Consider the following 26,445-nt stretch of genomic DNA (forward strand, 5'->3'; position numbering starts at 1 on the left):
CGGTTTTTTTATTTGTGCCGTTGACGGAGATTCTCAATCACGGTGGTCAAATCTAAGTCCTGATCCTGCAGCAGCACCAACAAGTGATACATCAGGTCGGAGGCTTCATTCGTCAGTTCAGCCCGGTCGTTCACGGTGGCGGCCAGGGCTGTCTCTACGCCTTCTTCTCCCACTTTCTGCGCAATGCGCTTGGTGCCGCTGGCATAGAGCTTCGCGGTATAGGAACTTTGCGGATCGGCAGTTTTGCGCTCAGCTAACAGTTGTTCCAGCTGGTACAGGAAAAGCCACTGGTGGCTGGCGTCGCCAAAGCAGCTGCTGGTGCCCAGGTGACAGGTGGGGCCGATGGGATTGACCAGTACCAGCAGGGTATCATTATCGCAGTCCGGGGTGATGCTGACCACATTCAGAAAATGGCCGGACGTTTCACCTTTGGTCCACAGACGCTGTTTAGTGCGTGAGAAGAAGGTCACTTTGCCGCTATCGATGGTCTTCGCCAGGGCATCCTGATTCATATAACCCAGCATCAGCACTTCACCGGATACCGCGTGCTGTACTACGACTGGCATCAAACCGTCCGTTTTTTCCCAGTCCAGCTGCGCACGTTGTTGCTCTGTTAACATACCCTGATCTCCACGCCCTGATTTGCCAGGAACGTTTTTAACTCACCAATATTAATAATCTGCTTGTGGAACACCGAGGCTGCCAGCGCGCCATCTACGTCGGCATCGCGGAAGGCTTCAAGGAAATGTTCCATGGTGCCCGCACCACCTGAGGCAATCAGCGGTACATGGCATACTTCGCGTACTTTCTTTAACTGCGCCAGGTCGTAGCCGTTACGCACCCCGTCCTGGTTCATCATATTCAGGACGATCTCGCCCGCGCCGCGCTTCTGTACTTCCTGCACCCAGTCCAGTGTCTCCCACTGGGTGACACGGGTACGGCTCTCATCGCCGGTATACTGGTTGACGTGGTATTTGCCGGTGGCCTCGTCAAACCAGGTATCGATCCCGACCACGATGCACTGCACGCCAAAGCGATCGGCCAGACGGGTAATCAGCTCCGGCTCAGCCAGGGCAGGGGAGTTAATGGAAATTTTGTCGGCGCCGAAGGTGAGGATTTTTGCCGCGTCGTCAGCAGATTTGATCCCGCCCGCCACGCAGAAAGGAATATCAATCACTTCCGCCACGCGCGCAACCCAGCTTTTATCCACCACGCGACCATCGCTGGAGGCGGTGATATCGTAAAAGACCAGCTCATCGGCACCTTCTTCCGCATAGCGTTTTGCCAGGGGAACGATGTCGCCGATAATCTCATGATTGCGGAACTGCACGCCTTTAACGACCTGGCCATCACGCACGTCGAGACAAGGAATTATCCGTTTTGCCAGCATTGAATCGCCTCCTTCACAGTAAATTTTTCTTCCAGCAGGGCGCGTCCAACGATGACCCCACGTACCCCGGTCCCGCGCAGGGCGGCGATATCATTCAAATCACCAATACCGCCGGATGACTGGAACGCCACCTGCGGATAACGGGCGCAGACCTCTTCATACAGCGACACGTTAGAACCGGCCAGCGTGCCGTCACGGGAGATATCGGTGCAAAGAACATGTTTCAGGCCCACTGGCAGATAGCGATCGACCAGCGCTTCCAGCGTCACGCCGGAGTTTTCCTGCCAGCCGCTGACCGCAACCTGCTTGTTTCCCTGTTCGTCGATACGGACGTCCAGCGCCAGCACCAGCGCGTCAGCGCCAAAGCGGCGGAACCAGCCTTGTACCGTCTCGGGATCTTTTACCGCGGTAGAACCCACCACTACGCGCGCCACGCCCGCTTCCAACAGTGCGGCTACGTCCTCTTCAGTGCGCACGCCGCCGCCAACCTGCACCGGGACGTTAACGCCCGCGACCAGTGTTTTCAGCAGCGGGATTTGGCGTTTGGCCGGATCTTTCGCGCCGGTCAGGTCAACCAGATGCAGCACTTCTGCACCCTGCGCAGCATAGTCCTGCAGGCGTGGCAGCGGATCGTTGCCATAGTCGCGTTGCTGGCCATAATCGCCCTGGTGCAGACGGACAACCGTGCCGTCGATTAAATCTAAAGCGGGAATAATCATCACATCTCCAGGAAGTTTTTCAGCAACTGCGCGCCAGCGGCCCCGGAACGCTCCGGGTGGAACTGCACGCCGTAGAAATTGTCTTTCTGCACGGCGGCGGTGAAGGCTTCGCCATACTGGCACTGGGCGATGGTATTGGCGTTCACCGGCATCGCGTAGCTGTGCACAAAATAAAAATATGCCCCGTCCTCGATACCGCGGAACAGTCGGTCACCCGCTTTCGGGTAGACGCGGTTCCAGCCCATATGCGGCAGCGGCAGGCCGTGGTCGGTCATTTTCGGCACATCCTCATCGATAATGCCCAGCAGATCCACACCGTTGGACTCTTCGCTGCGACGTCCCAGCAACTGCATTCCCAGACAGATGCCCAGCACCGGCTGGGTACAGGCTTTAATCAGATCCACCAGCTCGCGCTGGTGGATCTGATCCATCGCCGCCTGTGCCGTACCGACGCCAGGTAAAAAGAGTTTACTCGCATGCAGCACGACATCCGGGTCGCGGCTGACCAGCGGATTGTAGCCGTGGCGCGCAATCGCGGATTTCACTGAGTTGAGGTTGGCGCAGCCGGTATCGAGGATCACCACGTTCATTACAGCACTCCTTTCGACGACGGCAGGGTATCGCCTTCCACGCGTATGGCCTGGCGCAGGGTGCGGCCAAAGGCCTTAAACAGGCTCTCCACGCGATGGTGATCGTTCTTACCTTTAGTTTTCAGGTGCAGCGTCAGGCCCATGGTGTAGGAGAGGGAGCGGAAAAAGTGCTCAACCATCTCGGTGCTCAGATCGCCCACGCGCTGATAGGTAAAGTCGGCTTTATATTCCAGATGCGGACGGCCGGAGATATCGAGCGCACAGCGGGCCAGGCACTCATCCATCGGCAGCACAAAGCCAAAACGGTTGATTCCGCGCTTGTCGCCCAGGGCCAGCTTCAGAGCCTCGCCCAGCGCCAGGCCGGTATCTTCCACGGTGTGGTGATCGTCAATGTAGAGATCGCCTTTAACGCCGATCTCCATGCGGAAGCCGCCATGGGTGGCGATCTGATCCAGCATATGATCGAAGAAGCCCACACCGGTGTGGATCTTGCTGCTGCCTTCGCGATCCAGCCAGACCTTGACGTCGATCTGCGTCTCTTTAGTATTGCGCTCCACATGGGAGTAGCGGTCACGTTTGGTCAGCTGTTCGCCAATCATCGCCCAGTTCAGGGTCTCGCGCTGATAGCGCAGGCCAGTAATGCCCATGTTGGTCGCCAGCTCAATGTCCGTCGCGCGATCGCCAATCACATAGCTGTTGGCTTTATCCAGCGCCGTGTCGGCCAGATACTGCGCTACCAGCTGCACTTTCGGCTTGCGGCAATCACAGTTGTCGGCAGGCAAGTGCGGGCAAATCAAGACCTCATCAAAGACCACGCCCTGAGAGGTGAGGATCTGCATCATCAGATCGTGCGGGCCGTCGAAATCAGCCTGCGGGAAGCTATCCGTGCCGAGGCCGTCCTGATTGGTGATCATCACCAACTTATAACCGGCTTTTTGCAGCTTAAGCAGCACCGGAATGACATCGGCTTCAAAAGCCAGCTTGTCGAAACGATCGACCTGATAGTCACTGGGTGGTTCCGAAATGATAGTGCCGTCACGATCGATAAAGAGGTACTTCTGGCTCATACTTTCTCCGCATTCAGGGCGTCGATAACGCGCTGGCTCTCTTCACGGGTACCCACGGTAATGCGTAAGCAGCCACTTAAAGAGGGTTGTTTGTTCTGGTCTCGTAAGATAATGCCCTGATCCCACAAAGATTTAAATACTGCACTTGAGGCGGTAAAACGCGCCAGAATATAGTTGGTTTCCGAATCGAAAACCTGCTCTACGCAAGGGATGGTTTTCAGCTGGCTGACGAGATACGCACGCTCGTCGAGGATCTGCGCCACGCGACTCCGCATGGCCGTGATGCCGTCTGCCGACAGCGCCTGGGCGGCGATATCCGCGACCGGCGTCGAAAGCGGATAAGGGGCAATCACTTTCATCAGCAGGTCGATCACCTCTTTATTGGCCAGCGTAAAACCGCAGCGCAGCCCGGCCAGGGCGAAGGCTTTTGAAAGCGTACGCAGGATCACCAGGTGCGGATACTCCGCCAGCCACCCTGCGAGAGTCGCCTGCGGGCAGAACTCAATATAGGCTTCATCGGCCACCACCAGTGCTTTACCGCGGGTCATCTCCAGCAGAGTGCGGATATCCTCTGGGTTAATCAGCTGGCCTGTAGGGTTGTTCGGGCTGCAGACAAACACCACCTTTACACCATCAAGATTGTCGGCTATCCCCTGCAAATCCAGCTGCCAGTTTTCCAGAGTAGGCACTTTACGCAGCGCAACGTTAAATGTTTCGCTGCTGACGCTGTACATCCCGTAGGTCGGTGGACAGTAGAGTACCGCGTCTTTACCCGGCTCGCAGAAGGCGCGGATCAGCAGTTCAATGCCTTCATCAGCGCCGCGGCTGACCAGCACCTGCTCAGGTTGTACACCGGCATAGGCCGCATAGTTTTCAATGACCGCTTTCGGCTGACATTCCGGGTAGCGGTTCAGCGTCTGCTGGCTCAACGCGAAATGAACGGCGGTAGGGAATTCATTCGCGTTCAGCCACACATCGCCGTTACCACCCAGGCGGCGGGCAGACTGATAGGGGGTCAGGGCGCGAACGTTCTCGCGGGCTAACTCTTCAATACTCATGCTTGCTCCTTCAGGGCGGCAACGCGCAGCGTCACGGCATTTTTGTGGGCAGTCAGCCGTTCGGCTGCGGCCAGCGTTTCAATCGTTGCGGCAAGAGAGGCGAAGCCCTCACGGGAAAGCTCCTGCACGGTCATGCGCTTCTGGAAATCTGCCAGCCCCAGGCTGGAACAGGTAGAGGTATAACCGTAGGTCGGCAGCACATGGTTAGTGCCGGAGGCGTAATCACCTGCGGATTCCGGTGACCAGTCGCCAAGGAACACCGAACCGGCGCTGGTGATACTGTCGACCAGCTCACGGGCATTGCGGGTTTGAATGATCAGGTGCTCCGGGCCGTAGAGATTGGAAATGGCGATACACTGCGCCAAATCCCGGGCGACGATCAGACGGCTGGCAGAGAGCGCCTGGCGAGCAGTATCGGCACGCGGCAGATCGGCAAGTTGACGTTCGACCGCTTCACCCACCCGTTTTGCCATACCGGCATCCGGCGTCAGCAGGATCACCTGCGAATCCGGGCCGTGCTCTGCCTGGGAAAGCAGGTCCGAGGCCACGAAATCCGGCGTCGCGCCGCTGTCGGCAATGACCAGCACTTCAGACGGGCCAGCCGGCATATCGATAGCCGCACCGTCCAGCCGCTGGCTGACCTGACGTTTCGCTTCGGTCACAAAGGCGTTACCCGGACCAAAGATTTTATCCACTTTAGCGATAGACTCCGTACCCATCGCCAGGGCGGCAATGGCCTGTGCACCGCCGACTTTGAAAATCTCCTGAACGCCGCAGAGTTGCGCCGCATAGAGGATCTCATCGGCAATCGGCGGTGGAGAGCAGAGCACCACCTTGCGACACCCGGCGATACGCGCCGGGGTGGCAAGCATCAGCACCGTAGAGAACAGCGGTGCGGAACCGCCCGGAATATATAAACCCACCGAGTCAACCGGACGGGTTACCTGCTGGCATCGCACGCCCGGCAGGGTTTCCACATCCACAACGGGCAGGGCTTGCGCGCGGTGGAAGGTGTCGATGTTGTTGACCGCCACCGCCATCGCCTGCTTAATGTCATCGCCCAGGCGGTTACAGGCGTCCGTGATTTCCTGCTCGCTCACCTTCAGCGCACCGACTTCGGTTTTGTCGAATTTGGCGCTGTATTCCCGCAGGGCATCGTCGCCACGGGCTTTCACATTGTCCAGAATCTCAGCCACGGTACGGGTAATGCTTTCGGAGGCAGAGATAGCCGGGCGCATCAGCAGGTCGCGCTGTTGTTCCGCGCTACAGGTGTTCCAGTCGATAACGGTGTTAAAGGTCATGGTGGTTACTCCATCATCTTCTCAATTGGCAACACCAGAATCGAACTGGCACCCAATGCTTTCAGTTTTTCCATGGTTTCCCAGAACAGGGTTTCGCTGCTGACCATATGCATCGCCACGCGCTGCTGATCCCCCGCCAGCGGCAGAATGGTAGGACGCTCGGCACCTGGCAGCAGGGCAATAACCTCATCCAGACGCTCAGTCGGCGCATGCATCATGATGTATTTCGATTCGCGGGCCTGAATCACCCCCTGAATACGGGTCAACAGACGGTCAATCAACTGCTGCTTGGCTTCCGGCATCTCGCCGTCGCGCTGGATCAGGCAGGCTTTAGAGCGGTAGATCACCTCAACTTCGCGCAGGCCGTTAGCTTCCAGGGTCGCGCCGGTGGAGACCAGATCGCAGATTGCGTCAGCCAGACCGGCACGCGGCGCCACTTCAACAGAGCCGTTGAGCAGGCAGGATTTAAACTGGACCCCTTTCTGATCGAGATAACGCTTCAACAGGTGAGGGTAAGAGGTGGCGATACGCTTGCCATTCAGTGCAGCCGGGCCGTCCCATGCTTCGTCAGCCGCGGTTGCCAGCGACAGGCGGCAACCACCAAAATCGAGACGGCGCAGCGTAAAGTAGCGTGGGTCTTCGCCCTGTGCGCGGCGGGTGAGGAGTTCTTCTTCCAGCACGTTCTCGCCAATGATGCCCAGATCCACCACGCCGTCCATCACCAGACCCGGAATGTCATCGTCACGCACGCGCAGAATATCAATCGGCATATTCTCTGCCAGCGCAATCAGGCGCTGAGTGTGCAGGTTGATTTTGATGCCGCAGCGCGCCAGCAGTTCGCGTGAATCGTCGCTAAGACGACCTGATTTCTGCATAGCTATGCGTAAACGTGAATTATCTAACATTGTCGGTTCCTCATGATCCTGTTGTAACTTGCCTGAACACGGTCCAAAAAAAAGCCCCCGGAAGGCGATCTTCCGGGGGCTTTTTCTTGCGTTCATGCACCGCTGGAAGATCTAACTGTCTTCCAGCACACATCGCCTGAAAGACTAGTCAGGATGATGGTGATGATGGTGGTGTTTAAATTGAACGCGTGTCATAAAATTCTCGATGAATGCTTATTCATGTGATGTCGTTTAACCTAAACCACTTACGCTACATAAAGCAAGGGCTTTTTTTAATCATTAAACGATTTCATATTGGTGCTATCAATTGTCAGTTGCGCATGGCTGGCGTAGCCTTAAAGCAGAGGCGTAAACGTCAGGAGAAAACGCATGAAAAAGGTCGCAATTGTCGGTCTGGGATGGCTTGGAATGCCGCTGGCCATGTCGTTGCTGTCACGGGGCTGGCAGGTCACCGGCAGTAAAACCACCGTGGATGGGGTCGAGGCGGCGCGGATGTGCGGCATCGAGAGCGTTGAATTGCGCCTGGAGCCAGAGTTAGTGTGCGACACCGACGATCTGGATACGTTAATGAGTGATGTGGATGCGCTGGTAATTACCCTGCCGGCACGCCGCACCGGGCCGGGTGAAAATTATTATCTGCAGGCCGTACAGGAAATTGTCGACAGTGCCCTCGCGTACCATATTCCCCGCATTATTTTCACCAGCTCCACCTCGGTATATGGCGATGTGGACGGCACCGTGAAAGAGAATATGCCGCGCCAGCCGGTGACGGCAAGCGGGCGGGTTTTAAAAGAGCTGGAAGACTGGCTGCACAATTTACCGGGTACCCAGGTAGATATATTACGGCTGGCGGGGCTGGTGGGGCCGGGGCGTCATCCTGGTCGCTTTTTTGCCGGAAAATCAGCGCCTGACGGCCAACATGGCGTCAATCTGGTGCATCTTGAAGATGTGATCGGCGCAATTACTCTGCTATTACAGGCTCCGAAGGGCGGGCACATCTATAATATATGTGCGCCCTCTCATCCAACACGCAGTACATTTTATCCGGTGATGTCGCGTCAGCTTGGCCTGGCGCCGCCGCACTTCCACGATGCCCCGGGAGAGGGGAAGGGCAAATTGATTGATGGGAACCGCATCTGTCATGAACTGGGATTTGAGTATCTCTTTCCCGATCCGCTGGTTATGCCTATGGAGTAACGCCGCTGGCGGAGCGTAAGCGCACCACAAGGGGGTGAGCATGAAACCGCTGCTGGATGTCCTTATTATCCTTGATGCACTGGAAAAAGAGGGGAGCTTTGCTGCGGCCTCGGCAAAGCTCTTTAAAACTCCTTCGGCACTCAGCTACACCGTTCACAAGCTTGAAAGCGATCTTAATATTCAGATCCTTGACCGTTCCGGCCACCGGGCGCGCTTTACCCGCACCGGACAAATGCTGCTGGAAAAAGGGCGTGACGTACTGCATACGGTACGTGAGCTGGAAAAGCAGGCCGTCAAACTGCATCAGGGCTGGGAAAACGAACTGATTATTGGGGTCGATGATACATTCCCCTTTTCCCTGCTTGCACCGCTCATCGAAGCCTTTTACGAACGACACAGCGTTACCCGCCTGAAGTTTATCAATGGCGTGCTGGCTGGCTCCTGGGAGTCGCTGGTGCAGGGGAGGGCGGATATTGTCGTCGGCGCGCTGCTTGAGCCGCCGCAATTAAGTGATTTTGGCTTTGCCTGTCTCGGGCACCTGGAACAGGTGTTCGTCATTGCACCACACCATCCCCTGGCCCAGGAGCCAGAGCCGGTTAACCGGCGAGTGATCAAAAATTATCGCGCCATCGTTGTGGGTGACAGTTCATTACCAAGCTGTGCGGCCTCTTCGCAGTTACTGGACGATCAGGAAGCCATCACGGTATTTGATTTTAAAACCAAGCTGGAGCTGCAAATTAGCGGCTTAGGCTGCGGTTATCTGCCACGTTATTTAGCCCAGCGCTATATTGAAAGCGGAGCGCTAATAGAGAAACAGGTTATCGCGCAATCCAGTTATGATTCCGTATGGATAGGTTGGAATGAGCAGACAGCCGGGCTTGCGAGTGCATGGTGGCGACAAGAAATTTTAGCAAATAGTGCTATTGCTGCCGTTTATGCGCAGGGTGCGGCTGAAAAATCAGGTGAATAATAAAAAATTTAACTTTAGGATGCCTTCCGATCTCTTGCATTTTAACTATCATTTAGGGAAAATGCGCCGCAGCAAACATGGAATAATCGACGATATAAAAGGCGTCGATTATTTTTTTTTGCATGTAAGAAAACCATTAAATCCAAGAGGCCGGGCTTCGTACCGGATAGATATTTACTAAAATCCGACAGTTGTTGTCGCTGAGGAAGAAAGAAATGGGGCAATTTTTCGCTTACGTGGCGGTATTCACCGTAAAGGAGAATAACTATGTCGCTTAACGCAACTCCAAAAACCTCTCGCGTGGAATTACGTAAAACGCTTACGTTAATTCCGGTTGTTATGATGGGCCTTGCCTATATGCAGCCGATGACGCTGTTCGATACGTTTGGTATCGTTTCAGGCCTCACTGACGGTCACGTTGCAACGGCGTATGCCTTTGCGCTGATCGCGATCCTCTTTACCGCGCTGAGCTACGGCAAGCTGGTTCGCCGCTTCCCGTCCGCAGGCTCTGCGTACACCTATGCTCAGAAATCCATTAGCCCGGCTGTCGGCTTTATGGTGGGCTGGTCATCTCTGCTGGACTACCTGTTCATGCCGATGATCAACATTCTGCTGGCAAAAATTTATTTTGAAGCGCTGGTGCCTTCCGTACCGTCGTGGATCTTCGTTGTAGCGCTGGTGGCCTTTATGACCATCTCTAACCTGCGCAGCATCAAGACCGTTGCCAACTTCAACACCCTGATTGTTATCCTGCAGATGGGTATTGTGGCGGTTATCGTTGGTCTGATCATCTACGGCGTTTCTCACGGCGAAGGCGCAGGTACGCTGACCAGCACCCGTCCGTTCTGGTCTGAAGGCGCACATGTGGTGCCGATGATCACCGGTGCGACGATCCTGTGCTTCTCGTTCCTCGGCTTCGACGGTATCTCTTCTCTGTCTGAAGAGACCAAAGACGCTGAGCGTGTGATTCCGCGCGCGATCTTCCTGACGGCATTGATTGGCGGCATCATCTTTATCGGTGCCTCTTACTTCCTGCAGCTGTACTTCCCGGATATCTCTCGCTTCAAAGATCCGGATGCATCGCAGCCAGAAATCATGCTGTATGTTGCCGGTAAAACATTCCAGTGGGGCGTGCTGATCTTCTCCAGCGTTACCGTTCTGGCATCCGGTATGGCAGCACACGCGGGTGTTTCCCGTCTGATGTATGTGATGGGCCGTGATGGTGTGTTCCCGACTCGCTTCTTCGGTTATGTCCATCCAAAATGGCGTACCCCGGCGTGGAACGTGCTGCTGGTTGGTGCGATTGCGCTGCTGGCCATCAACTTTGACCTGGTCACCGCGACGGCGCTGATTAACTTCGGTGCGCTGGTTGCCTTTACCTTTGTTAACCTCTCCGTGATCTCTCAGTTCTGGATCCGTGAGAAGCGCAACAAAACGCTGAAAGACCACTTCAACTACCTGGTTCTGCCGGTATGTGGCGCACTGACCGTCGGCGCGCTGTGGATCAACCTGGAAGAAAGCTCTATGGTTCTGGGTCTGATCTGGGGTGGTATTGGCCTGATTTACCTGGCATGCGTAACCAAAAGCTTCCGCAACCCGGTTCCTCAGTACGAAGATGTCGCGTAACAATACTCAGGCCCGGCACCTTTAGCGCCGCCGGGCAAAGAAAAAAAAGCCGGAGACATCGCCTCCGGCTTTTTTGTTTTCTCAGGTCACACAATTTCCTGCGCATATTGATACAGCGCTTTCAACAGCATTTGCTTTTCAGCATTGCCTTCATACTCGCCGTAAAGCATCTCAAGCTCCTGCGCGTAAGCCTGCAGATATTCCGGGGTAAACACGTTGCGGCGATGCTGCAACCAACGCTCCTGCTCGGCCTCATCCAGCGTGCCGGGGAAATTACGCGCCCGGTAGTTAAAGATCAGCTTGTTAATACGTTGATCGGCAAAGGTGATATCCAGCGCGGGCAGATTACGGGGATCGGTCTGCAGAACGATATTCATGGCAGAGCGGTCAGCGTCGCTGAAAAAGCCGTTGTAGAGTTGGGCATCAACGTTATCTGACGGAACGAACGGCTCCGCTTCAGCAAAAATCGCCACCACTTTTTCCCGCACCTGCGGGTTCTCCCGCAGCCGTTTCAGGTTATCCAGACAGTGCTGACGGTCAATCCCCAGCCGTTCGGCATCTTCCGGGCGCAGGGTATTGGCAGGGGCCAGCACCGGACACTTGTTGATATGCACCAGCTTCACCGGCACGGCAGCAGCGTCGCCCAGCGCCTCTTTCGGGGTGTACAGCCGCTCGCGAAGGGCGTCGCTCTCCAGCGTCAGCAATGGCGTAATATCCCCTGCCAAATCCACCATAATGACCGCGTTGCGGTTTTCCGGGTGCCAGGCCAGCGGGGCCACCCAACTGGTATTTCCGCGCCAGGCACCGAACATCCCGGAGATATGCATCAGTGGCTTCATTTGCGGCACGTCAATCAGGGTGGTCAGTTTCTGTTTACTGCGATGGCTGAGCAGGTACTCAAACAGCTTCGGCTGCCGGGTCTTCACCAGCTTCGCCATAGCGATAGTGGCGTAGACATCCGCCATCGCGTCATGGGCATTACTGTGTTCAATGCCGTTTGCGCGGGTCAGATGTTCAAGACGGAAGCTGGGCAGCCCATCTTCATTGTCAGGCCAGACGATCCCCTCCGGGCGCAGGGCATAGCAGGCGCGCATAACGTCCAGCAGATCCCAGCGCGAATTCTTGTTTTGCCAGCTCCAGGCATAGGGATCGTAGAAGTTGCGGTAAAAAATATGCCGGGTCACTTCGTCATCGAAGCGCACGTTGTTGTAGCCCACTACGCAGGTGTTGGGCACGGTAAAAAGGTCATGAATGCGACGGGCGAACTCTGCTTCATTCACCCCTTTTTCACGGGCTTCCTGCGGGGTGATGCCGGTGACCATCACTGCGCCGGGCTGAGGCAAATAGTCATCGGCGGGTTTGCACCAGAATACCTCCGGCTCACCGATGATATTGAAATCAGCATCGGTGCGTATCGCGGCAAACTGGGCAGGGCGATCCAGCGAGGGGCTGGTGCCAAAGGTTTCGTAATCGTGGAATAAAAATGTAGGCAGCGCGACGGAGTCAGACACCAGTAATACCATCCTGTTTATGAGTGACCCCCTTATGGTAAACCATCCAGCCTGGCACGCCGAAGGAAAAGCACCCTAAGCCTGCAAATTTGCGAGACACCGTCCGGGAAAAACGTGCGTGCTGTCACAATTTTTTGCAATTATTCCAGGTATCAAGCGGAAAACTTCCGTAAAAAGGTCAACGATTTTAAATGACTGAGGATATACCGTTGAAACGCCGTCTGTTTATTGCTGTTTCTTTACTCACTTTGAGCATTTCTTCCGCGCTGGCTGCCGACCCGATTAATTATGCGCCGCAGCCGCCAGCTATCCAGGCCGGTTCCTGGGTACTGATGGATTATACGACGGGGCAGATTTTAACGGCGGGCAACGAACATCAGCAGCGCAATCCAGCCAGCCTCACCAAGTTGATGACCGGCTACGTGGTGGATCGCGCTATCGACAGCCATCGCATCACCCCGGACGATATGGTCACGGTCGGTCAGGATGCCTGGGCCAAGGGGAATCCGGTTTTTGACGGCTCCTCGCTGATGTTCCTGAAGGCGGGCGAGCAGGTTTCGGTGCGTGACCTTAGCCGCGGCCTGATTGTCGATTCCGGCAACGACGCCTGTGTGGCGCTGGCCGATTACGTGGCGGGCGGGCAGCCGCAGTTCGTGAACATGATGAATGATTACGTTAAAAAGCTGAATTTGCGCGATACCCATTTTGAAACCGTGCACGGTCTGGATGCGCCGGGCCAGCACAGTTCGGCGTACGACCTGGCGGTACTCTCCCGGGCCATCATCCACGGAGAGCCAGCGTTCTATCACATGTACAGCGAGAAAAGCCTGACGTGGAACGGCATCACCCAGCAGAACCGTAACGGCCTGCTGTGGGATAAGTCGCTTAACGTCGATGGCCTGAAAACCGGTCACACTTCCGGCGCTGGTTTCAACCTGATTGCCTCTGCTGTGGACGGTCAGCGTCGCCTGATTGCCGTCATCATGGGGGCTGAAAGTCCGAAAGGGCGCGAGGATCAAGCGCGTAAGCTTCTGCATTGGGGACAGCAAAACTTCGATACCGTGCAGATCCTGCGTAACGGTAAGCAGGTAGGCATCGAGCGGATCTGGTACGGCAATAAAGAACAGATTTCGCTGGGAACCGACCAGGACTTCTGGCTGGCCCTGCCGAAGTCAGAGTTGCCGAATATTAAAGCCAAATATGTGCTGGATAAAAAAGAGCTGGAAGCGCCAATTGCCGCGCATCAAAGGGTTGGGGAGATCGAACTCTACGATCGCGATAAAGTGGTCGCCCACTGGCCGCTGGTGACGCTGGAAAGCGTAGGGAAAGGCGGGATGTTTTCACGTCTGAGCGACTATCTTCACCATAAAGCCTGACGGCTGAAGGAGCAGGCTGGCGACTGTGCGAGCCTGCTCGCATAATAAACAGGTCATTATTGTTAAACCGCTTTTCTCTGCATTACAGTGTATGTATATACAGTAACCAATCGGAGGCAGCATGGACTACAGCATCAAGCACCAGAATAAACGCAAAATCGCCGGTTTTCATATGGTTGGCCCCTGGGAGCAAACGGTAAAGCAGGGTTTTGAGCAACTGGTGATGTGGGTCGATGGCCGACAGATTCAGCCGCTGGAGTGGGTGGCGGTTTATTATGATAATCCTGATGAAGTGCCAGCCGAAAAGTTACGCTGCGGCACGGTTGTCACCGTGCCGGACGATTTCGTTATCCCCGCTAACAGCGAAGGAGTGATCCTTACCGAAGTGGCAGAAGGCGAGTACGCGGTTGCCAGCGCCCGCGTTGAGAACCATGACTTCGCCACCCCGTGGAACCTTCTTTTTGATAGCCTGCTTGAAGATGTCGATTACCAGATAGCGCCGAAACCCTGCTTTGAACGTTACCTGAATGACGGTAATGCCGATGGCTACTGGGATATCGAAATGTTTATTCCGGTACAACACCGGGTCTCATAACCCCGCACATATTCCCACTGTTTACAGGGTTTTTCTGCCGGGTTATCACCGCTCCGGCAGAAAACACAGTACAATCAGGATTTGCCGTAATGCTGGAGAGCGTGTGCGTCCCGACAAATCTCTAACGCCTTTTGAAATCAGACTGTATCGCCATTACCGCATCGTACACGGCTGCCGTATCGCGCTGGCGTTTATCCTCACCTTTTTACTGGTGCGTCTGCTGGACGTGCCGGAAGGGACCTGGCCGCTGATTACCCTGGTGGTAATTATGGGGCCCATCTCCTTCTGGGGTAACGTGGTGCCACGCGCGTTTGAGCGTATTGGCGGCACCATCCTTGGCTCGGCGCTGGGGCTGATTGCCCTGAAGCTGGAGCTTTTCTCCCTGCCGCTGATGCTACTGTGGTGCGCGGCAGCGATGTTCCTTTGCGGCTGGCTGGCGCTCGGCAAGCGGCCTTATCAGGCGCTGCTTATTGGTATCACCCTTGCGGTGGTGATCGGCGCGCCGACCGGGGATATGCATACCGCATTGTGGCGAAGCGGCGACGTGATCCTCGGCTCCCTGTTGGCGATGTTGTTTACCGGGATCTGGCCGCAGCGGGCGTTCCTGCACTGGCGTATCCAGATGGCGAACTACGTCACCGCTTTTAACCGGGTTTATCAAGCGGGCTTTTCTCCCAACCTGGTTGAACGCCCACGTCTGGAAAAACATCTGCAAACCATCCTCAATGACGTGGTAAAAATGCGCGGCCTGATCACGCCGGCCAGCAAAGAGACTCATATTCAGAAATCCATCTTCGAAGCCATCCAGACTGTCAGCCGCAACCTGGTTTGTATGCTGGAGCTGCAAATCAACGCCCATTGGGCGTCCCGTGCCAGCCATTTTGTGATGCTGAATGCCCGGACTTTAAAAGAGACGCAGCAGATGACGCAGCAGACGCTGCTCACCATCGCCCATGCGCTCTACGAAGGCAATCCGCAGCCCATCCTGGCCAATACCGAGCGGCTAAACGAAATCGTTGCCGAGCTGCGCCAGCTGATCAACGATCGGCCCAGCGAAAACGTGGCGGAAACGCCCATTCATGGCTATGTATGGTTGAGCATGGAACTTGCGCGCCAGCTCGAGCTGCTGTCGCATCTTATCTGTCGGGCATTGCGCAAATAAAAAGCGGCCATGCGCGGTTGTGATGCCTGCTGCTTCGATTCAGCAGAAATTGAGGTTATGATAGGGACAAAGGAAAAATTATTGTCATCAGCAATCGCTGTCAGTAATGTTAACGGCATCGCGGTTGTTTAAACGAATCCGAATCTCACATTATCAGGGGTGTAAAAATGGAAACTACCAAGCCTTCGTTCCAGGATGTTCTGGAATTCGTCCGCCTGTTCCGTCGCAAGAACAAACTGCAACGTGAAATCCAGGACGTTGAGAAAAAGATCCGTGACAACCAGAAGCGTGTCCTGCTGCTGGACAACCTGAGCGACTACATCAAGCCAGGCATGAGCGTTGAAGCCATTCAGGGCATCATCGCCAGCATGAAAAGCGATTACGAAGACCGCGTGGATGACTACATCATCAAGAATGCTGAAATCTCTAAAGAACGTCGTGAAATCTCGAAAAAGCTGAAAGTTATGGGCGAGATGAAACACGTTGAGACCAAAGGCGAATAAGCGCCGCTGAACAGGCTAAGCCCTCCGACTTGTCGGGGGGCTTTTTTTTGGCTCTGGTTTACCGAACCCGGAAAAGCAAAAGGCCTGCTCGAAAGCAGGCTTCTTAAATGTGGCTCCTCTGACTGGACTCGAACCAGTGACATACGGATTAACAGTCCGCCGTTCTACCGACTGAACTACAGAGGAATCGTTGTGGAGCGTTATCTTAACGGCGAAAAAACTTTTGTCAAACCTGATCTTACCTGATTTAGATCAACTGCTGATTCTGTCGTCAGTTTGACGTAATTACCAACAAATTTTTGTGGGAAATACTTTGCAGGATCTGCTTTTCTCCCTCATCATTTGAAATGGAGTTTCAACTTTTCTCGCTAAGGTCCATTTTGAACGTCACCTCCGCTTTACGCCAGGCCGTGATGCGCACGCCCTGGTATACCAAACGTAAGAGCTACAAGGTTCTCTTCTGGCGCGAAATCACCCCCCTTGCCGTGCCTATCTTTCTGGAAAACACCTGCGTCCTGCTGATGGGCGTGCTCAGCACCTTCCTGGTCAGCTGGCTCGGTAAAGAGGCGATGGCGGGCGTCGGGCTGGCCGACAGCTTTAATATGGTGATTATTTCGTTCTTTGCGGCGATCGATCTTGGTACCACGGTGGTGGTGGCCTTTAGTCTGGGGAAACGCGATCCCCGTCGTGCGCGGGCGGCCGCCAGGCAGTCGCTGGTGATCATGACGTTGTTCTCCATTGTGCTGGCGGCGGTGATCCACTATTTCGGTGAAGAGATTATTAATGTAGTGGCTGGCGAGGCGACCGGTGAGGTGAAAGCCCTGGCGCTGTCCTATCTCGAAATGACGGTGCTCAGCTATCCGGCCGCAGCGATTGCGCTGATTGGCAGCGGGGCGTTACGCGGGGCAGGGAACACCAAAATTCCGCTGCTGATTAACGGCGGGATGAACATCCTGAATATTATGATCAGCAGCGTGCTGATTTACGGCCTCTTTTCCTGGGACGGGCTGGGCTTTATCGGAGCAGGGCTCGGGCTGACGATCTCGCGCTATATCGGCGCCGTTGCCATCATCGTGGTGCTGGCCGTCGGTTTTAACCCGTCCCTGCGTATCAGTATCAAGAGCTATTTCAAGCCGCTTAATTTCGCCATTATCTGGGAAGTGATGGGTATTGGCGTGCCTGCCAGCATTGAATCCGTGCTGTTCAACGGCGGTAAGCTGCTGACCCAGATGTTTGTTGCCGGGATGGGCACCGATGTCATTGCCGGTAACTTTATCGCCTTTTCCATTGCGGCACTGATCAACCTGCCGGGTAACGCCCTCGGTTCCGCGTCCACCATCATTACCGGCAAACGACTCGGTAAAGGGCAAATCGGCCAGGCGGAGCGTCAGCTGCGCCATGTCTTCTGGCTCTCGACGATCGGCCTGACCGCCATTGCCTGGGGAACCGCGCCGTTCGCCGGCCTGCTGGCGTCTTTCTATACCCGCGAGCAGGACGTTAAGGACGTGGTGGTGATCCTCATCTGGCTAAACGCCGCCTTTATGCCGATCTGGGCCGCTTCGTGGGTGTTACCTGCCGGGTTGAAAGGGGCGCGCGATGCGCGCTTCGCGATGTGGGTGTCGATGCTCGGGATGTGGGGGTGTCGCGTCGTGGCAGGTTATACGTTGGGGATCATGCTGGGTATGGGCGTGGTCGGGGTCTGGCTGGGAATGTTCCTCGACTGGGCGGTACGCGGCGCGCTCTTCTACTGGCGAATGATCAGCGGTCGCTGGCTGTGGAAATACCCACGGCCACAGCGTGACAATGTGGCGCCCATTGCCTCAGAACGGGTGGCAAATGTGCAAAGTGGGGAATAAATCGGCAAACGATACAAAATATGCATTCTGCCTTTGACAACGCCAGGTGGCATCGCTAATATTCGCCCCGTTCACACGATTCCTCTGTAGTTCAGTCGGTAGAACGGCGGACTGTTAATCCGTATGTCACTGGTTCGAGTCCAGTCAGAGGAGCCAAATTTGAAAAGCCTGCTTAAGGAAACTTAAGCAGGCTTTTTGCTTTTCTACCCACAACAACAAAGAAACGGCAACCCGAAGGTTACCGTTTTTAGTGTCTGTATCTATCTCTGCGGTGAGGGCATCAGGCCGCACGCTCTTTATGCTCGCGCACCGGCGCCGTCGCTGCCAGTAGCCACTGACGCGCGTCGCTATCAACGTGCGGCGAGAGCACCTCCCGTACCTGCTGGTGATACGCATCCAGCCACTGGATCTCTTTTTCACTCAGCAGATGCCACTCAACCTGGCTCAGGTCGATTGGCGCCAGCGTGAGCGACGCGAAGCGGCAGAAGCCTGGCAGGCTTTCCACAACCTCCACCTGATTTTCAATCCGGATCCCATACTCATCAGCCAGATAATAGCCCGGCTCGATGGTGATAATATTGCCCGCGACCAGCGGCCATGGGTTGACCTTCTTCGCGATACGCTGCGGATTCTCATGAATCAGCAGCTGGTGGCCCACGCCGTGTCCGGTGCCGTGATCAAAATCCAGCCCCAGCTCCCACAGCCCACGCCGCGCAAAAGCATCAATCTGATGCCCGCAGGTACCGGAAGGGAATTGCAGGGTGATAAGCGATAAAAAGCCTTTCAGCACCGCGGTGTAGTGCAGACGACACTGGTCGCTCAGAGAGCCAAAGGCAAGCGTGCGCGTGGCATCGGTCGTGCCGTTATGGTACTGCCCGCCGGAATCGTTCAGATAAAAATGGTTGCGGGTAATGGCCGCATTGGTCTGCTCGCTGGCGTGGTAATGGCACATCGCCGCATTGCTGGCCGAGGCGGAAATAGTGGCAAAACTCTGCTCGATAAAGCCCGGTCTCTGCTGGCGGAACACCAGCTGCTGCGCCTGTGCTTCCAGCTCCGTAAGCGGATTGCCTGCGGCCTCACGGCGGGGCACCTCATGCGCCAGCCAGGCAAGGAAGTTGACCCATGCCACGCCATCCTGTTGGTGACTGTCGCGGTAGCCTGCCAGCTCGGTAGGATTTTTATGCGCTTTCATGGCAGTGATCGGGTCGGCGTGCCAGACGATCTCCCCCTGCGGCTCCACGGCAAAACGCAGGGCGACGGGAGCCGAATCGGCATCCACCATCACGCGTTTCCCGGCGCACAGCTGCTGGCTGCGCGGCAGAAAATCGGCTTCTGGTGCCAGCGTCAGACTCTCCAGCAGGGAGGCGGAAAGCCCGTGCGTTTTTCCGGGGACCACAAACCACTCCACCGCGGCTTCGCGGCTCAGCAGAGCAAACGAGTTCGGCACCGGGCTCATGGGAATATCGCTTCCGCGCACGTTAAGCAGCCAGGCAATGTTATCCGGCTGGGTGATGGCGAGATAATCGGCATTGCGCTCAGCCAGAATAGCGGCGACGCGCTTGCGCTTATCGGCGCTACTCTCGCCGCTGATGTCGACCGGCATCTCCCTGATCGCGCCAACGGGCGGTGCAGGGCGATCATGCCACAGGCTATCGAACGGTGAATCGTTCAGAGCGACAAGCTCACAATGGCTGGCGTTCAGGGCCTCGTACTGGCCGTTGGTCATCAACAGCGCTTCAAAGGCAATTCTCGAACCCGCTTCGACATGCTGATCCAGCCAGGCTGCCAGCGGATCGTTGTGCAGATGCAGGATCTCAATCTCAGCCAGATCAACCTGTTCACGGGCCTGCACCTGGTAGCGCCCGTCGACAAACAGCAGGGCGCGATCGCGCAGGATCAGGGCGTGCCCCGCCGAGCCGTCAAAGCCGGTCAGCCAGGCGAGAACATCGTCATGTGGGTGGCAATATTCGCTCTGAAAGGCATCAGTCCGCGGGACAATAATGCCATCCAGCGCCTGGGTTTCCAGCCACTGGCGCAGGGCAGAGAGCGGTGATGTGGTTTGCATAACTTTCCTTTTTATGATTAGCGGAACGGCGGCTCGTTAAAGGTACGCAGTTTGCGCGAATGTAGCTTATCGCCCTCGGCACGCAGCAGGTCGATGGCGCGAATACCAATCTGCAGATGCTCAGAGATCGCTCCCTCGTAAAAACGGTTCGCCTGGCCGGGCAGTTTAATTTCGCCGTGCAGCGGCTTATCGGAGACGCACAGCAGGGTGCCGTAAGGTACACGGAAGCGATAACCCTGAGCGGCGATGGTGGCGCTCTCCATATCGATGGCGACCGCGCGGCTTAAGTTAAAGCGCAGCGCCGAGGCCGAGTAGCGCAGCTCCCAGTTACGATCGTCGGTGGTCACCACTGTCCCGGTACGTAGACGCTGCTTAACCTCTTCGCCCGGCATCCCGCTCACCTCTTTCGTAGCGTCGTACAGCGCCCGCTGCACTTCGGCAATGCTCGGGATCGGAATATCCGGTGGCAGCACCGCATCCAGAACGTGATCGTCGCGCAGGTAGGCGTGGGCCAGCACGTAATCGCCAATCAGCTGGCTTTCACGCAGTCCGCCGCAGTGGCCAATCATCAGCCAGACATCCGGGCGCAGCACCGCCAGGTGATCGCAGATGGTTTTAGCGTTTGACGGGCCAACGCCAATATTAATCAGGGTAATGCCCTGACCATCGGCAGTTACCAGGTGCCAGGCTGGCATCTGATGCTTTTTCCAGGCCAGATCGGAGATGGCCTGCTCGGGGGCTTCGGTTTCGGCGGTGATCCAGATCCCACCTGCGCAGGAGAGGGCGATGTACGGGCTGTCGGGATCGAGGATCTGACTGCAACCCCAGCGCACAAACTCATCCACATAGCGGGTGTAGTTGGTGAACAGCACAAACGGCTGGAAATGTTCGGCTGGCGTACCGGTGTAGTGACGCAGGCGTGCCAGCGAGAAATCAACGCGGCGGGCGTCAAAATGCGACAGCGGGGAAAACTCTGCCGGATGGTAGATCCCGTCGGCGGTTTCATCCCCAATCTGCGACAGCTCGGTGGTCGGGAAGTGGCGCGTCAGGCCAGCGCTCATGGAGCGGTCCAGCGTCAGTTCGGAACCATCAATCACATACGGATAGGGGATCTCATGGCGCGATGGCTCGACGGTGATGTGGGCACCGTAATCCTGATACAGCAGCGTCAGCTGTTCTTCCAGATACGGGCGAAACAGCGTCGGACGGGTGATGGTGGTGGAGTAGCAGCCAGCGTGGGTAAAGCGTGCATAGGCGCGGGTCTTTGGCGTATTGGTGGCGCTACCATCCCAGGTCACTGAAAGTGAAGGATAAACAAAGAGGCCATTCATTCTGGCCTCTGTATCAGGGAGCGTTCCGTCTTTTATATAGTCGCTGATGGCGCTGCGCAGAGCGTTGACCGCCTGGTCGTACAGCGCATCCAGCGTTTCCAGTGCCTGAGTCGGGGTCAGGCTGGCGCCTTTATTATTCATCTCTGTCTCCTTGTTCCACAGGTGTACGGCGTTCACCGATAGTATGTCACCTGGATGTGAAACAAAAGTGAGATCAGGACGCGGTCGGTTTCATCAGCAGAGCCGTGGCGGCAGAGAGCAAACAACCAGCCAGCAGGTAGATCGCCACGCTGTGCCAGTCGCCGTCGGAGAAGGTCACCAGCGCGGCGGCGATAAAGGGCGTAAACCCGCCGCCGACCACGCTCGCCACCTGATAGCCAACGCCCGCGCCGCTGTAGCGGTAGCTCGCGCCAAACATACTGGTGAACATCGGCTGCTGCACGCACACCACCATGTCATGGGCGATATTCGCCAGCAAAATAGCGAATACCACAATCCAGAATACCGACTGGGCCTCAAGCGCCATAAAGAACGGGAAGGTGCTTATGGCCCCCGTTAGCGCCCCGGTGATATAGACCCGGCGGCGGCCAAAGCGATCTGCCAGCCAGGCAAAGCAGGGGATGGTCAGGCAGCTGATACCGCCCACCAGCAGGCCAATATTGAGAAACAGCTCGCGGGGCAGGCCGAGATTCTGAGTGGAATAGCTCAGGGCAAAAGCCGTGACGATATACATCGTCAGCAGCTCGCACAGGCGCAGGCCGATGATTTTCAAAAAAGCGCCCGGGTGACGGATTAACGCCTCCATGACCGGCAGGCGACGCTTCTCCGCGGGTTGCTGACGCTGTTGCTCGAATTCGGCAGACTCGTCCATCCCTTTACGTACCCACAGGGCCGCCAGCACCAGCACGATGCTGAACAGGAACGGGATCCGCCAGCCCCAGCTCAGGAACTGCTCGTCAGTCGTGAGCGTGCTGATGAGCGAGACCAGCCCGGTGGAGAGCAGCAGTCCCACGCCATACCCCACCTGTACGCCGCTGCTGTAGAAAGCCTTTTTTCGCGCCGGGGCGCTTTCCACCGACAGTAGCGCCGCCCCGCCCCATTCGCCGCCAACGGCAAAGCCCTGAACGGCACGCAGGGTAACCAGCAGAACCGGCGCCCACCAGCCTATCGCGGCAAACGAGGGCAGGATACCAATCAGCGCGGTGGCGATGCCCATCATCCACACTGTCAGCATTAACATCCGCTTGCGGCCCAGCTTGTCACCAAAGTGGCCGAAGATCACCCCGCCGAGCGGGCGGAACAGAAAGCCGACGCCAAAGGTGGCAAAGGCGGCGAGCGTGCCCATCGCCGGGCTAATCTGCGGAAAAAATTCGCGGTTAAAGACCAGCGCGGCGGTAATGCCGTACAGCAAAAAATCGTACCAGTCGACTACCGCACCGGCAAAACTGCCGAGGGCCGCGCGGCGCGCGCGATTGAGCGATGGTGTTGTTGCCCCATCGGGGGACGGGGATGCGAGGGTGGTATCCATAGTGGTCCTGTCTGACGTTATTTTCTTATAGGTATAGGGAGAAGATCACTCACATTGCGGCCGCATAAAAACAGCGACGGGTATGAGACTACCCCGACAGCGAACAGCTGAAAACGTTTTTATCCCGGCGTGAGCTAAACGGGTGATATTTATCGACATCATGGTCTGATATCTGGCGATAAACGCAGCAACAAGACTATGCTTGTCTGATACGTGGAGCGACAGAGGAAGGGAATGATGCGTCGTAGTACTTTTTTGGGCTGTTTTGCCGCATTACTGGTCAGTCAGAGTGCGCTGGCGGTGAGCTATCCGTTGCCGCCTGAAGGGAGTCGTCTGGTAGGAAGCCCACGGTTGATCACCGTTCCTGCTGACAACCGTTTACCGCTCGAGGCCTTTGCGGCGCAGTATGGGCAGGGATTGAGCAATATGCTGGAGGCCAACCCGGGAGCCGATCCGTTTTTACCGAAATCCGGCTCGCAGCTGGTGGTACCCCAGCAAATCATCTTACCGCCAACGGTGCGGGAGGGGATTGTGGTCAACGTGGCGGAAATGCGCCTGTACTACTATCCCAAAGACGGAAATACCGTTGAGATCTTCCCTATCGGCATTGGTGAAGCCGGGCGGGAAACACCGCGTAACTGGGTAACGGCCGTTGAGCGCAAGAAGGATGGGCCAACCTGGTCGCCAACCCCCAACACCCGTCGCGCCTATGCCAAAGAGGGCAAAACCTTGCCCGCTTTTGTTCCTGCCGGCCCGGATAACCCGATGGGGTTGTATGCGCTGTATATCGGCAGGCTATATGCCATTCATGGCACCAATGCGAATTTTGGCATCGGGCTGCGCGTGAGCCAGGGCTGTATTCGTCTGCGTAACGATGACATTAAGTATCTGTTCGATAATGTCCCGGTCGGGACGCGCGTGCAGCTGATCGATCAGCCGGTGAAAGTCACCACCGAGCCGGACGGCAGCCGCTGGGTAGAGGTCCACGAACCGCTGTCTCGTAATCGCGCGGAGTTCGAATCCACAAACAGAGTGCCGCTGCCGATAACGCCAGGTTTACGCGCCCAGCTCAACGGTGGGGATGTGGATGCTGTACGGGTGAGCGGGGCGCTGGAGCAGCGGTCAGGAATGCCGGTGAACGTCAGCTTCGGAGGACAGAATACGCCGCTGGTAATGACCTCCAGCCCGTAAGCTGAACCCGGAAAGCAAAAAGCCCGCTTAAGTTTCCTTAAGCGGGCTTTTCAAATTTGGCTCCTCTGACTGGACTCGAACCAGTGACATACGGATTAACAGTCCGCCGTTCTACCGACTGAACTACAGAGGAATCGTGTGAACGGGGCGAATATTAGCGGCGTCGCCTGTACTTGTCAAAGGGTGATCCCGCCTGTTGAGATCGTTTGCTGACAAAATCAGCAAAGTGATGTTTTCCCCAGCGGATTGCACGTTTTTGGTGCGCACATACCCCGAATGGGGCAGATCATAAACCGCTGTTTCAGGTTTAAAAGTGCAGGCAGCGATTAGATTTCCTTATTTTCCGCCGCTTAGCGGACATATCCGACCTCTTCACAAAATTGGCAAGCATCTTGCAAAACCCTCATTACATTCGCGCCGGAACCGGCAACGCATTTCGTACAGGGGGCAAAATGAACTTAAGACGACTGAAATACTTCGTAAAAATCGTCGATATCGGTAGCCTGACCCAGGCCGCTGAGGTGCTGCACATCGCACAGCCGGCACTGAGCCAGCAGGTGGCCACTCTGGAAGGTGAGCTGGATCAGCAGCTGCTGATCCGCACGAAACGCGGCGTCACCCCTACCGAAGCAGGCAAGATCCTCTATACCCACGCACGCACCATTCTGCGCCAGTGCGAGCAGGCGCAGCTGGCGGTGGGTAATGTCGGGCAGACGCTGAGCGGGCAGGTGTCGATCGGGCTGGCACCGGGCACGGCGGCTTCGTCAGTCACCATGCCGCTGCTGCAGGCGGTACGCGCAGAGCTGCCGGAGGTGCTGGTCTATCTTCACGAGAACAGCGGTTCAGCGCTGAACGATAAATTACTCGGCGGGCAACTGGATATGGCGGTGCTCTACGATCGCTCCCCCGTGGCGGGGATCACCAGCCAGCCGCTGCTGAAAGAAGATCTCTTCCTGGTTGGAACGCGGGACTGCCCGGGACAGAGCGTAGATCTAACCGCGGTGGCCGAGATGAATCTCTTCTTGCCCCGGGATTACAGCGCCGTGCGTTTGCGCGTTGATGAAGCCTTCTCTCTGCGCCGCCTGACGGCCAAAATCATTGGCGAGATCGACTCCATCTCTACCCTGACCGCCGCCATTGCCAGTGGTATGGGTGTGACCGTCTTGCCGGAATCGGCAGCCCGTTCGCTCTCCAGTGCAGCCAACGGCTGGATGACGCGGATTGCCTCGCCATCGATGAGCCTGCCGCTGTCGCTGAACGTCTCGGCGCGTGGCTCGCTGACGCCGCAGGCGCAGGCAGTGAAAGAGATCCTGATGTCGCTGGTGAGCCGTCCGTCACTGGAGAACCGCGAGTTGCAGTTGGTCAGCTGATATTCCATTAAGGTATAAGTTGCGGGTTTTTATTATTTGTTCTCACGGCGAGCACGCTTTAACAATAGCGATATGTCAGATGCGCCGGAGTGAACCGTGAATTTCCAGCAACTTAAAATTATCCGTGAGGCGGCCCGTCGGGATTACAACCTGACCGAGGTCGCCAACATGCTCTATACCTCCCAGTCGGGAGTCAGCCGTCATATCCGCGAGCTGGAGGAGGAGCTGGGCATTGAAATTTTCATCCGTCGCGGCAAACGCTTGCTGGGAATGACCGAGCCTGGCAAGGCCCTGTTGACCATCGCTGAACGTATTCTTAATGAAGCCAGCAACGTGCGTCGGCTGGCCGATCTTTTTACCAACGATGCTTCCGGCGTGTTGACCATCGCCACCACGCACACTCAGGCTCGCTACAGCCTGCCGCCAGTGATTAAGGCGTTCCGTGAGTTGTTCCCCGACGTGCGTCTGGAGCTGATCCAGGGCACGCCACAGGAGATAGACGTTTTGCTGCAAAACGGCGGGGCGGATATCGGCATCGCCAGCGAACGTTTAAGCAATGACCCGCTGCTGGCCGCCTTTCCGTGGTTTCGCTGGCATCACAGTCTGCTGCTGCCGGTCGACCATCCGCTGACACAGGTCTCGCCGCTCACCCTGGAGGCTATCGCTAAATGGCCGTTAATTACCTATCGGCAGGGTATTACTGGGCGTTCACGTATCGATGAAGCCTTCAACCGCAAAGGCCTGACGCCGGATGTGGTGCTTAGCGCGCAGGATTCCGACGTGATCCGCACATACGTCGAACTGGGGCTGGGCATTGGCCTGGTGGCTGAACAGTCCGGCGAAGAGCGCGAGCAGGGCAGTCTGGTGCGTCTCGATACCCGCCACCTGTTTGATGCCAACACCGTCTGGCTCGGGCTTAAGCGCGGCCAACTGCAGCGCAACTATGTCTGGCGCTTTATCGAACTCTGCAACGCCGGACTCTCGGTGGATGAGATCAAACGCCAGGTCATGGAGCCGGAAGAGGCGGCGATCGACTATCAGATATAATCCACCGATCCCGCAAAACGGCGACCCATTGTGGTTTCGGTCACTACCGGCATGTTCGCCTGCACCGCTGGTTTTACCGTGTTCCCG

At 56.5% G+C, this 26,445-nt stretch carries 25 protein-coding genes, 3 tRNA genes and 1 other annotated feature; of the genes, 13 read left to right on the forward strand and 15 right to left on the reverse strand.

The features are described 5' to 3' along the window. Positions 1 to 8: 8 nt before the first annotated feature. From hisIE to hisL, 9 genes are all read right to left on the reverse strand, one after another. Complete coding sequence (gene hisIE, locus ACF8PE_RS11510; protein WP_059307573.1) at positions 9 to 620, reverse strand: bifunctional phosphoribosyl-AMP cyclohydrolase/phosphoribosyl-ATP diphosphatase HisIE; 612 nt, start codon at positions 618 to 620, stop codon at positions 9 to 11. Beyond that, positions 614 to 1,390, reverse strand: a complete 777-nt coding sequence (gene hisF, locus ACF8PE_RS11515; protein ID WP_059307574.1) for an imidazole glycerol phosphate synthase subunit HisF — start codon at positions 1,388 to 1,390, stop codon at positions 614 to 616. Before hisF ends, hisIE begins: the two co-directional genes overlap by 7 nt. Beyond that, positions 1,372 to 2,109, reverse strand: a complete 738-nt coding sequence (hisA, locus tag ACF8PE_RS11520; protein ID WP_059307575.1) for a 1-(5-phosphoribosyl)-5-[(5-phosphoribosylamino)methylideneamino]imidazole-4-carboxamide isomerase — start codon at positions 2,107 to 2,109, stop codon at positions 1,372 to 1,374. Before hisA ends, hisF begins: the two co-directional genes overlap by 19 nt. Then, complete coding sequence (gene hisH / locus ACF8PE_RS11525; protein WP_392494871.1) at positions 2,109 to 2,699, reverse strand: imidazole glycerol phosphate synthase subunit HisH; 591 nt, start codon at positions 2,697 to 2,699, stop codon at positions 2,109 to 2,111. The genes hisA and hisH overlap by 1 nt, the downstream gene beginning before the upstream one ends. Further along, entirely contained in the window at positions 2,699 to 3,766 is a 1,068-nt protein-coding gene (gene hisB, locus ACF8PE_RS11530; RefSeq protein ID WP_032612338.1) for a bifunctional histidinol-phosphatase/imidazoleglycerol-phosphate dehydratase HisB, read from the reverse strand. Before hisB ends, hisH begins: the two co-directional genes overlap by 1 nt. Continuing rightward, on the reverse strand, positions 3,763 to 4,824 hold the full coding sequence (gene hisC, locus ACF8PE_RS11535) for a histidinol-phosphate transaminase (RefSeq protein ID WP_392494872.1): 1,062 nt from the start codon (positions 4,822 to 4,824) through the stop codon (positions 3,763 to 3,765). Before hisC ends, hisB begins: the two co-directional genes overlap by 4 nt. Further along, positions 4,821 to 6,125 carry a histidinol dehydrogenase gene (hisD, locus tag ACF8PE_RS11540; RefSeq protein WP_077228056.1) on the reverse strand — a complete coding sequence of 435 codons (1,305 nt, stop codon included), beginning with the start codon at positions 6,123 to 6,125 and terminating at the stop codon, positions 4,821 to 4,823. Before hisD ends, hisC begins: the two co-directional genes overlap by 4 nt. A 5-nt stretch (positions 6,126 to 6,130) precedes the next feature. Beyond that, on the reverse strand, positions 6,131 to 7,030 hold the full coding sequence (gene hisG / locus ACF8PE_RS11545) for an ATP phosphoribosyltransferase (RefSeq protein WP_077228055.1): 900 nt from the start codon (positions 7,028 to 7,030) through the stop codon (positions 6,131 to 6,133). A gap of 45 nt (positions 7,031 to 7,075) precedes the next feature. Beyond that, positions 7,076 to 7,199: a sequence feature (His leader region), on the reverse strand. After that, on the reverse strand, positions 7,175 to 7,225 hold the full coding sequence (gene hisL, locus ACF8PE_RS11550) for a his operon leader peptide (RefSeq protein ID WP_001364200.1): 51 nt from the start codon (positions 7,223 to 7,225) through the stop codon (positions 7,175 to 7,177). Its footprint overlaps the feature before it by 25 nt. 174 nt (positions 7,226 to 7,399) lie before the next feature. On the opposite strand from hisL, the gene ACF8PE_RS11555 reads away from it, so the two are divergent. From ACF8PE_RS11555 to ACF8PE_RS11570, 4 genes are all read left to right on the forward strand, one after another. Next, positions 7,400 to 8,227: an SDR family oxidoreductase gene (locus ACF8PE_RS11555; RefSeq protein WP_032612330.1), complete on the forward strand. Its 828-nt coding sequence runs from the start codon at positions 7,400 to 7,402 to the stop codon at positions 8,225 to 8,227. Positions 8,228 to 8,267: 40 nt separating this feature from the next. Beyond that, positions 8,268 to 9,197: a LysR family transcriptional regulator gene (locus tag ACF8PE_RS11560; protein WP_032612329.1), complete on the forward strand. Its 930-nt coding sequence runs from the start codon at positions 8,268 to 8,270 to the stop codon at positions 9,195 to 9,197. A 215-nt stretch (positions 9,198 to 9,412) separates the two neighbouring features. Next, on the forward strand, positions 9,413 to 9,475 hold the full coding sequence (yoeI, locus tag ACF8PE_RS11565) for a membrane protein YoeI (protein WP_103792228.1): 63 nt from the start codon (positions 9,413 to 9,415) through the stop codon (positions 9,473 to 9,475). Further along, positions 9,465 to 10,823, forward strand: a complete 1,359-nt coding sequence (locus ACF8PE_RS11570; protein WP_032612327.1) for an APC family permease — start codon at positions 9,465 to 9,467, stop codon at positions 10,821 to 10,823. The genes yoeI and ACF8PE_RS11570 overlap by 11 nt, the downstream gene beginning before the upstream one ends. An 86-nt stretch (positions 10,824 to 10,909) precedes the next feature. On the opposite strand, the gene sbcB is transcribed toward ACF8PE_RS11570, so the two are convergent. Beyond that, entirely contained in the window at positions 10,910 to 12,334 is a 1,425-nt protein-coding gene (sbcB, locus tag ACF8PE_RS11575) for an exodeoxyribonuclease I (RefSeq protein WP_032612437.1), read from the reverse strand. Between the two features lie 209 nt (positions 12,335 to 12,543). On the opposite strand from sbcB, the gene dacD reads away from it, so the two are divergent. The 4 genes from dacD (at position 12,544) to ACF8PE_RS11595 (ending at position 15,970) form a co-directional block, all read left to right on the forward strand. After that, entirely contained in the window at positions 12,544 to 13,710 is a 1,167-nt protein-coding gene (gene dacD / locus ACF8PE_RS11580; RefSeq protein WP_032612325.1) for a serine-type D-Ala-D-Ala carboxypeptidase DacD, read from the forward strand. 121 nt (positions 13,711 to 13,831) lie between these two features. After that, on the forward strand, positions 13,832 to 14,305 hold the full coding sequence (sbmC, locus tag ACF8PE_RS11585) for a DNA gyrase inhibitor SbmC (RefSeq protein ID WP_032612324.1): 474 nt from the start codon (positions 13,832 to 13,834) through the stop codon (positions 14,303 to 14,305). 103 nt (positions 14,306 to 14,408) lie between these two features. After that, positions 14,409 to 15,467: an FUSC family protein gene (locus ACF8PE_RS11590; protein WP_032612322.1), complete on the forward strand. Its 1,059-nt coding sequence runs from the start codon at positions 14,409 to 14,411 to the stop codon at positions 15,465 to 15,467. 167 nt (positions 15,468 to 15,634) lie between these two features. Further along, positions 15,635 to 15,970: a DUF496 family protein gene (locus ACF8PE_RS11595; protein WP_032612319.1), complete on the forward strand. Its 336-nt coding sequence runs from the start codon at positions 15,635 to 15,637 to the stop codon at positions 15,968 to 15,970. A 110-nt stretch (positions 15,971 to 16,080) separates the two neighbouring features. Here the strand turns inward: ACF8PE_RS11595 and ACF8PE_RS11600 are convergent. Beyond that, positions 16,081 to 16,156, reverse strand: a tRNA-Asn gene (locus ACF8PE_RS11600). Positions 16,157 to 16,317: 161 nt separating this feature from the next. On the opposite strand from ACF8PE_RS11600, the gene ACF8PE_RS11605 reads away from it, so the two are divergent. After that, a complete protein-coding gene (locus tag ACF8PE_RS11605; protein WP_077227742.1) occupies positions 16,318 to 17,826 on the forward strand; it encodes an EmmdR/YeeO family multidrug/toxin efflux MATE transporter in 1,509 nt (502 codons plus the stop codon). An 80-nt stretch (positions 17,827 to 17,906) separates the two neighbouring features. Next, positions 17,907 to 17,982: transfer RNA gene (locus ACF8PE_RS11610), tRNA-Asn, on the forward strand. A gap of 124 nt (positions 17,983 to 18,106) precedes the next feature. Here ACF8PE_RS11610 and ACF8PE_RS11615 read toward each other — a convergent pair. From ACF8PE_RS11615 to shiA, 3 genes are all read right to left on the reverse strand, one after another. Then, entirely contained in the window at positions 18,107 to 19,891 is a 1,785-nt protein-coding gene (locus ACF8PE_RS11615; protein ID WP_280713389.1) for an aminopeptidase P family protein, read from the reverse strand. A 17-nt stretch (positions 19,892 to 19,908) separates the two neighbouring features. Beyond that, positions 19,909 to 21,363, reverse strand: a complete 1,455-nt coding sequence (locus ACF8PE_RS11620) for an AMP nucleosidase (RefSeq protein ID WP_336994497.1) — start codon at positions 21,361 to 21,363, stop codon at positions 19,909 to 19,911. Positions 21,364 to 21,436: 73 nt separating this feature from the next. Then, positions 21,437 to 22,750 carry a shikimate transporter gene (shiA, locus tag ACF8PE_RS11625; protein WP_032612313.1) on the reverse strand — a complete coding sequence of 438 codons (1,314 nt, stop codon included), beginning with the start codon at positions 22,748 to 22,750 and terminating at the stop codon, positions 21,437 to 21,439. A 234-nt stretch (positions 22,751 to 22,984) separates the two neighbouring features. Here shiA and ldtA point away from each other — a divergent pair, with 234 nt between their 5' ends. Continuing rightward, positions 22,985 to 23,941 carry a L,D-transpeptidase gene (gene ldtA / locus ACF8PE_RS11630; protein WP_336994498.1) on the forward strand — a complete coding sequence of 319 codons (957 nt, stop codon included), beginning with the start codon at positions 22,985 to 22,987 and terminating at the stop codon, positions 23,939 to 23,941. A 57-nt stretch (positions 23,942 to 23,998) separates the two neighbouring features. Here ldtA and ACF8PE_RS11635 read toward each other — a convergent pair. Beyond that, positions 23,999 to 24,074, reverse strand: a tRNA-Asn gene (locus ACF8PE_RS11635). A gap of 319 nt (positions 24,075 to 24,393) precedes the next feature. Here ACF8PE_RS11635 and nac point away from each other — a divergent pair. Both nac and cbl read left to right on the forward strand, forming a co-directional pair. Then, on the forward strand, positions 24,394 to 25,311 hold the full coding sequence (gene nac / locus ACF8PE_RS11640; protein WP_392494873.1) for a nitrogen assimilation transcriptional regulator NAC: 918 nt from the start codon (positions 24,394 to 24,396) through the stop codon (positions 25,309 to 25,311). A gap of 96 nt (positions 25,312 to 25,407) precedes the next feature. Then, positions 25,408 to 26,358 carry an HTH-type transcriptional regulator Cbl gene (gene cbl / locus ACF8PE_RS11645; protein ID WP_032612307.1) on the forward strand — a complete coding sequence of 317 codons (951 nt, stop codon included), beginning with the start codon at positions 25,408 to 25,410 and terminating at the stop codon, positions 26,356 to 26,358. The last annotated feature ends 87 nt before the right edge of the window (positions 26,359 to 26,445 follow it).

This window comes from Leclercia sp. GLN_9 (assembly GCF_043105735.1).
Taxonomy (GTDB): Bacteria; Pseudomonadota; Gammaproteobacteria; order Enterobacterales; family Enterobacteriaceae; genus Enterobacter; species Enterobacter adecarboxylatus.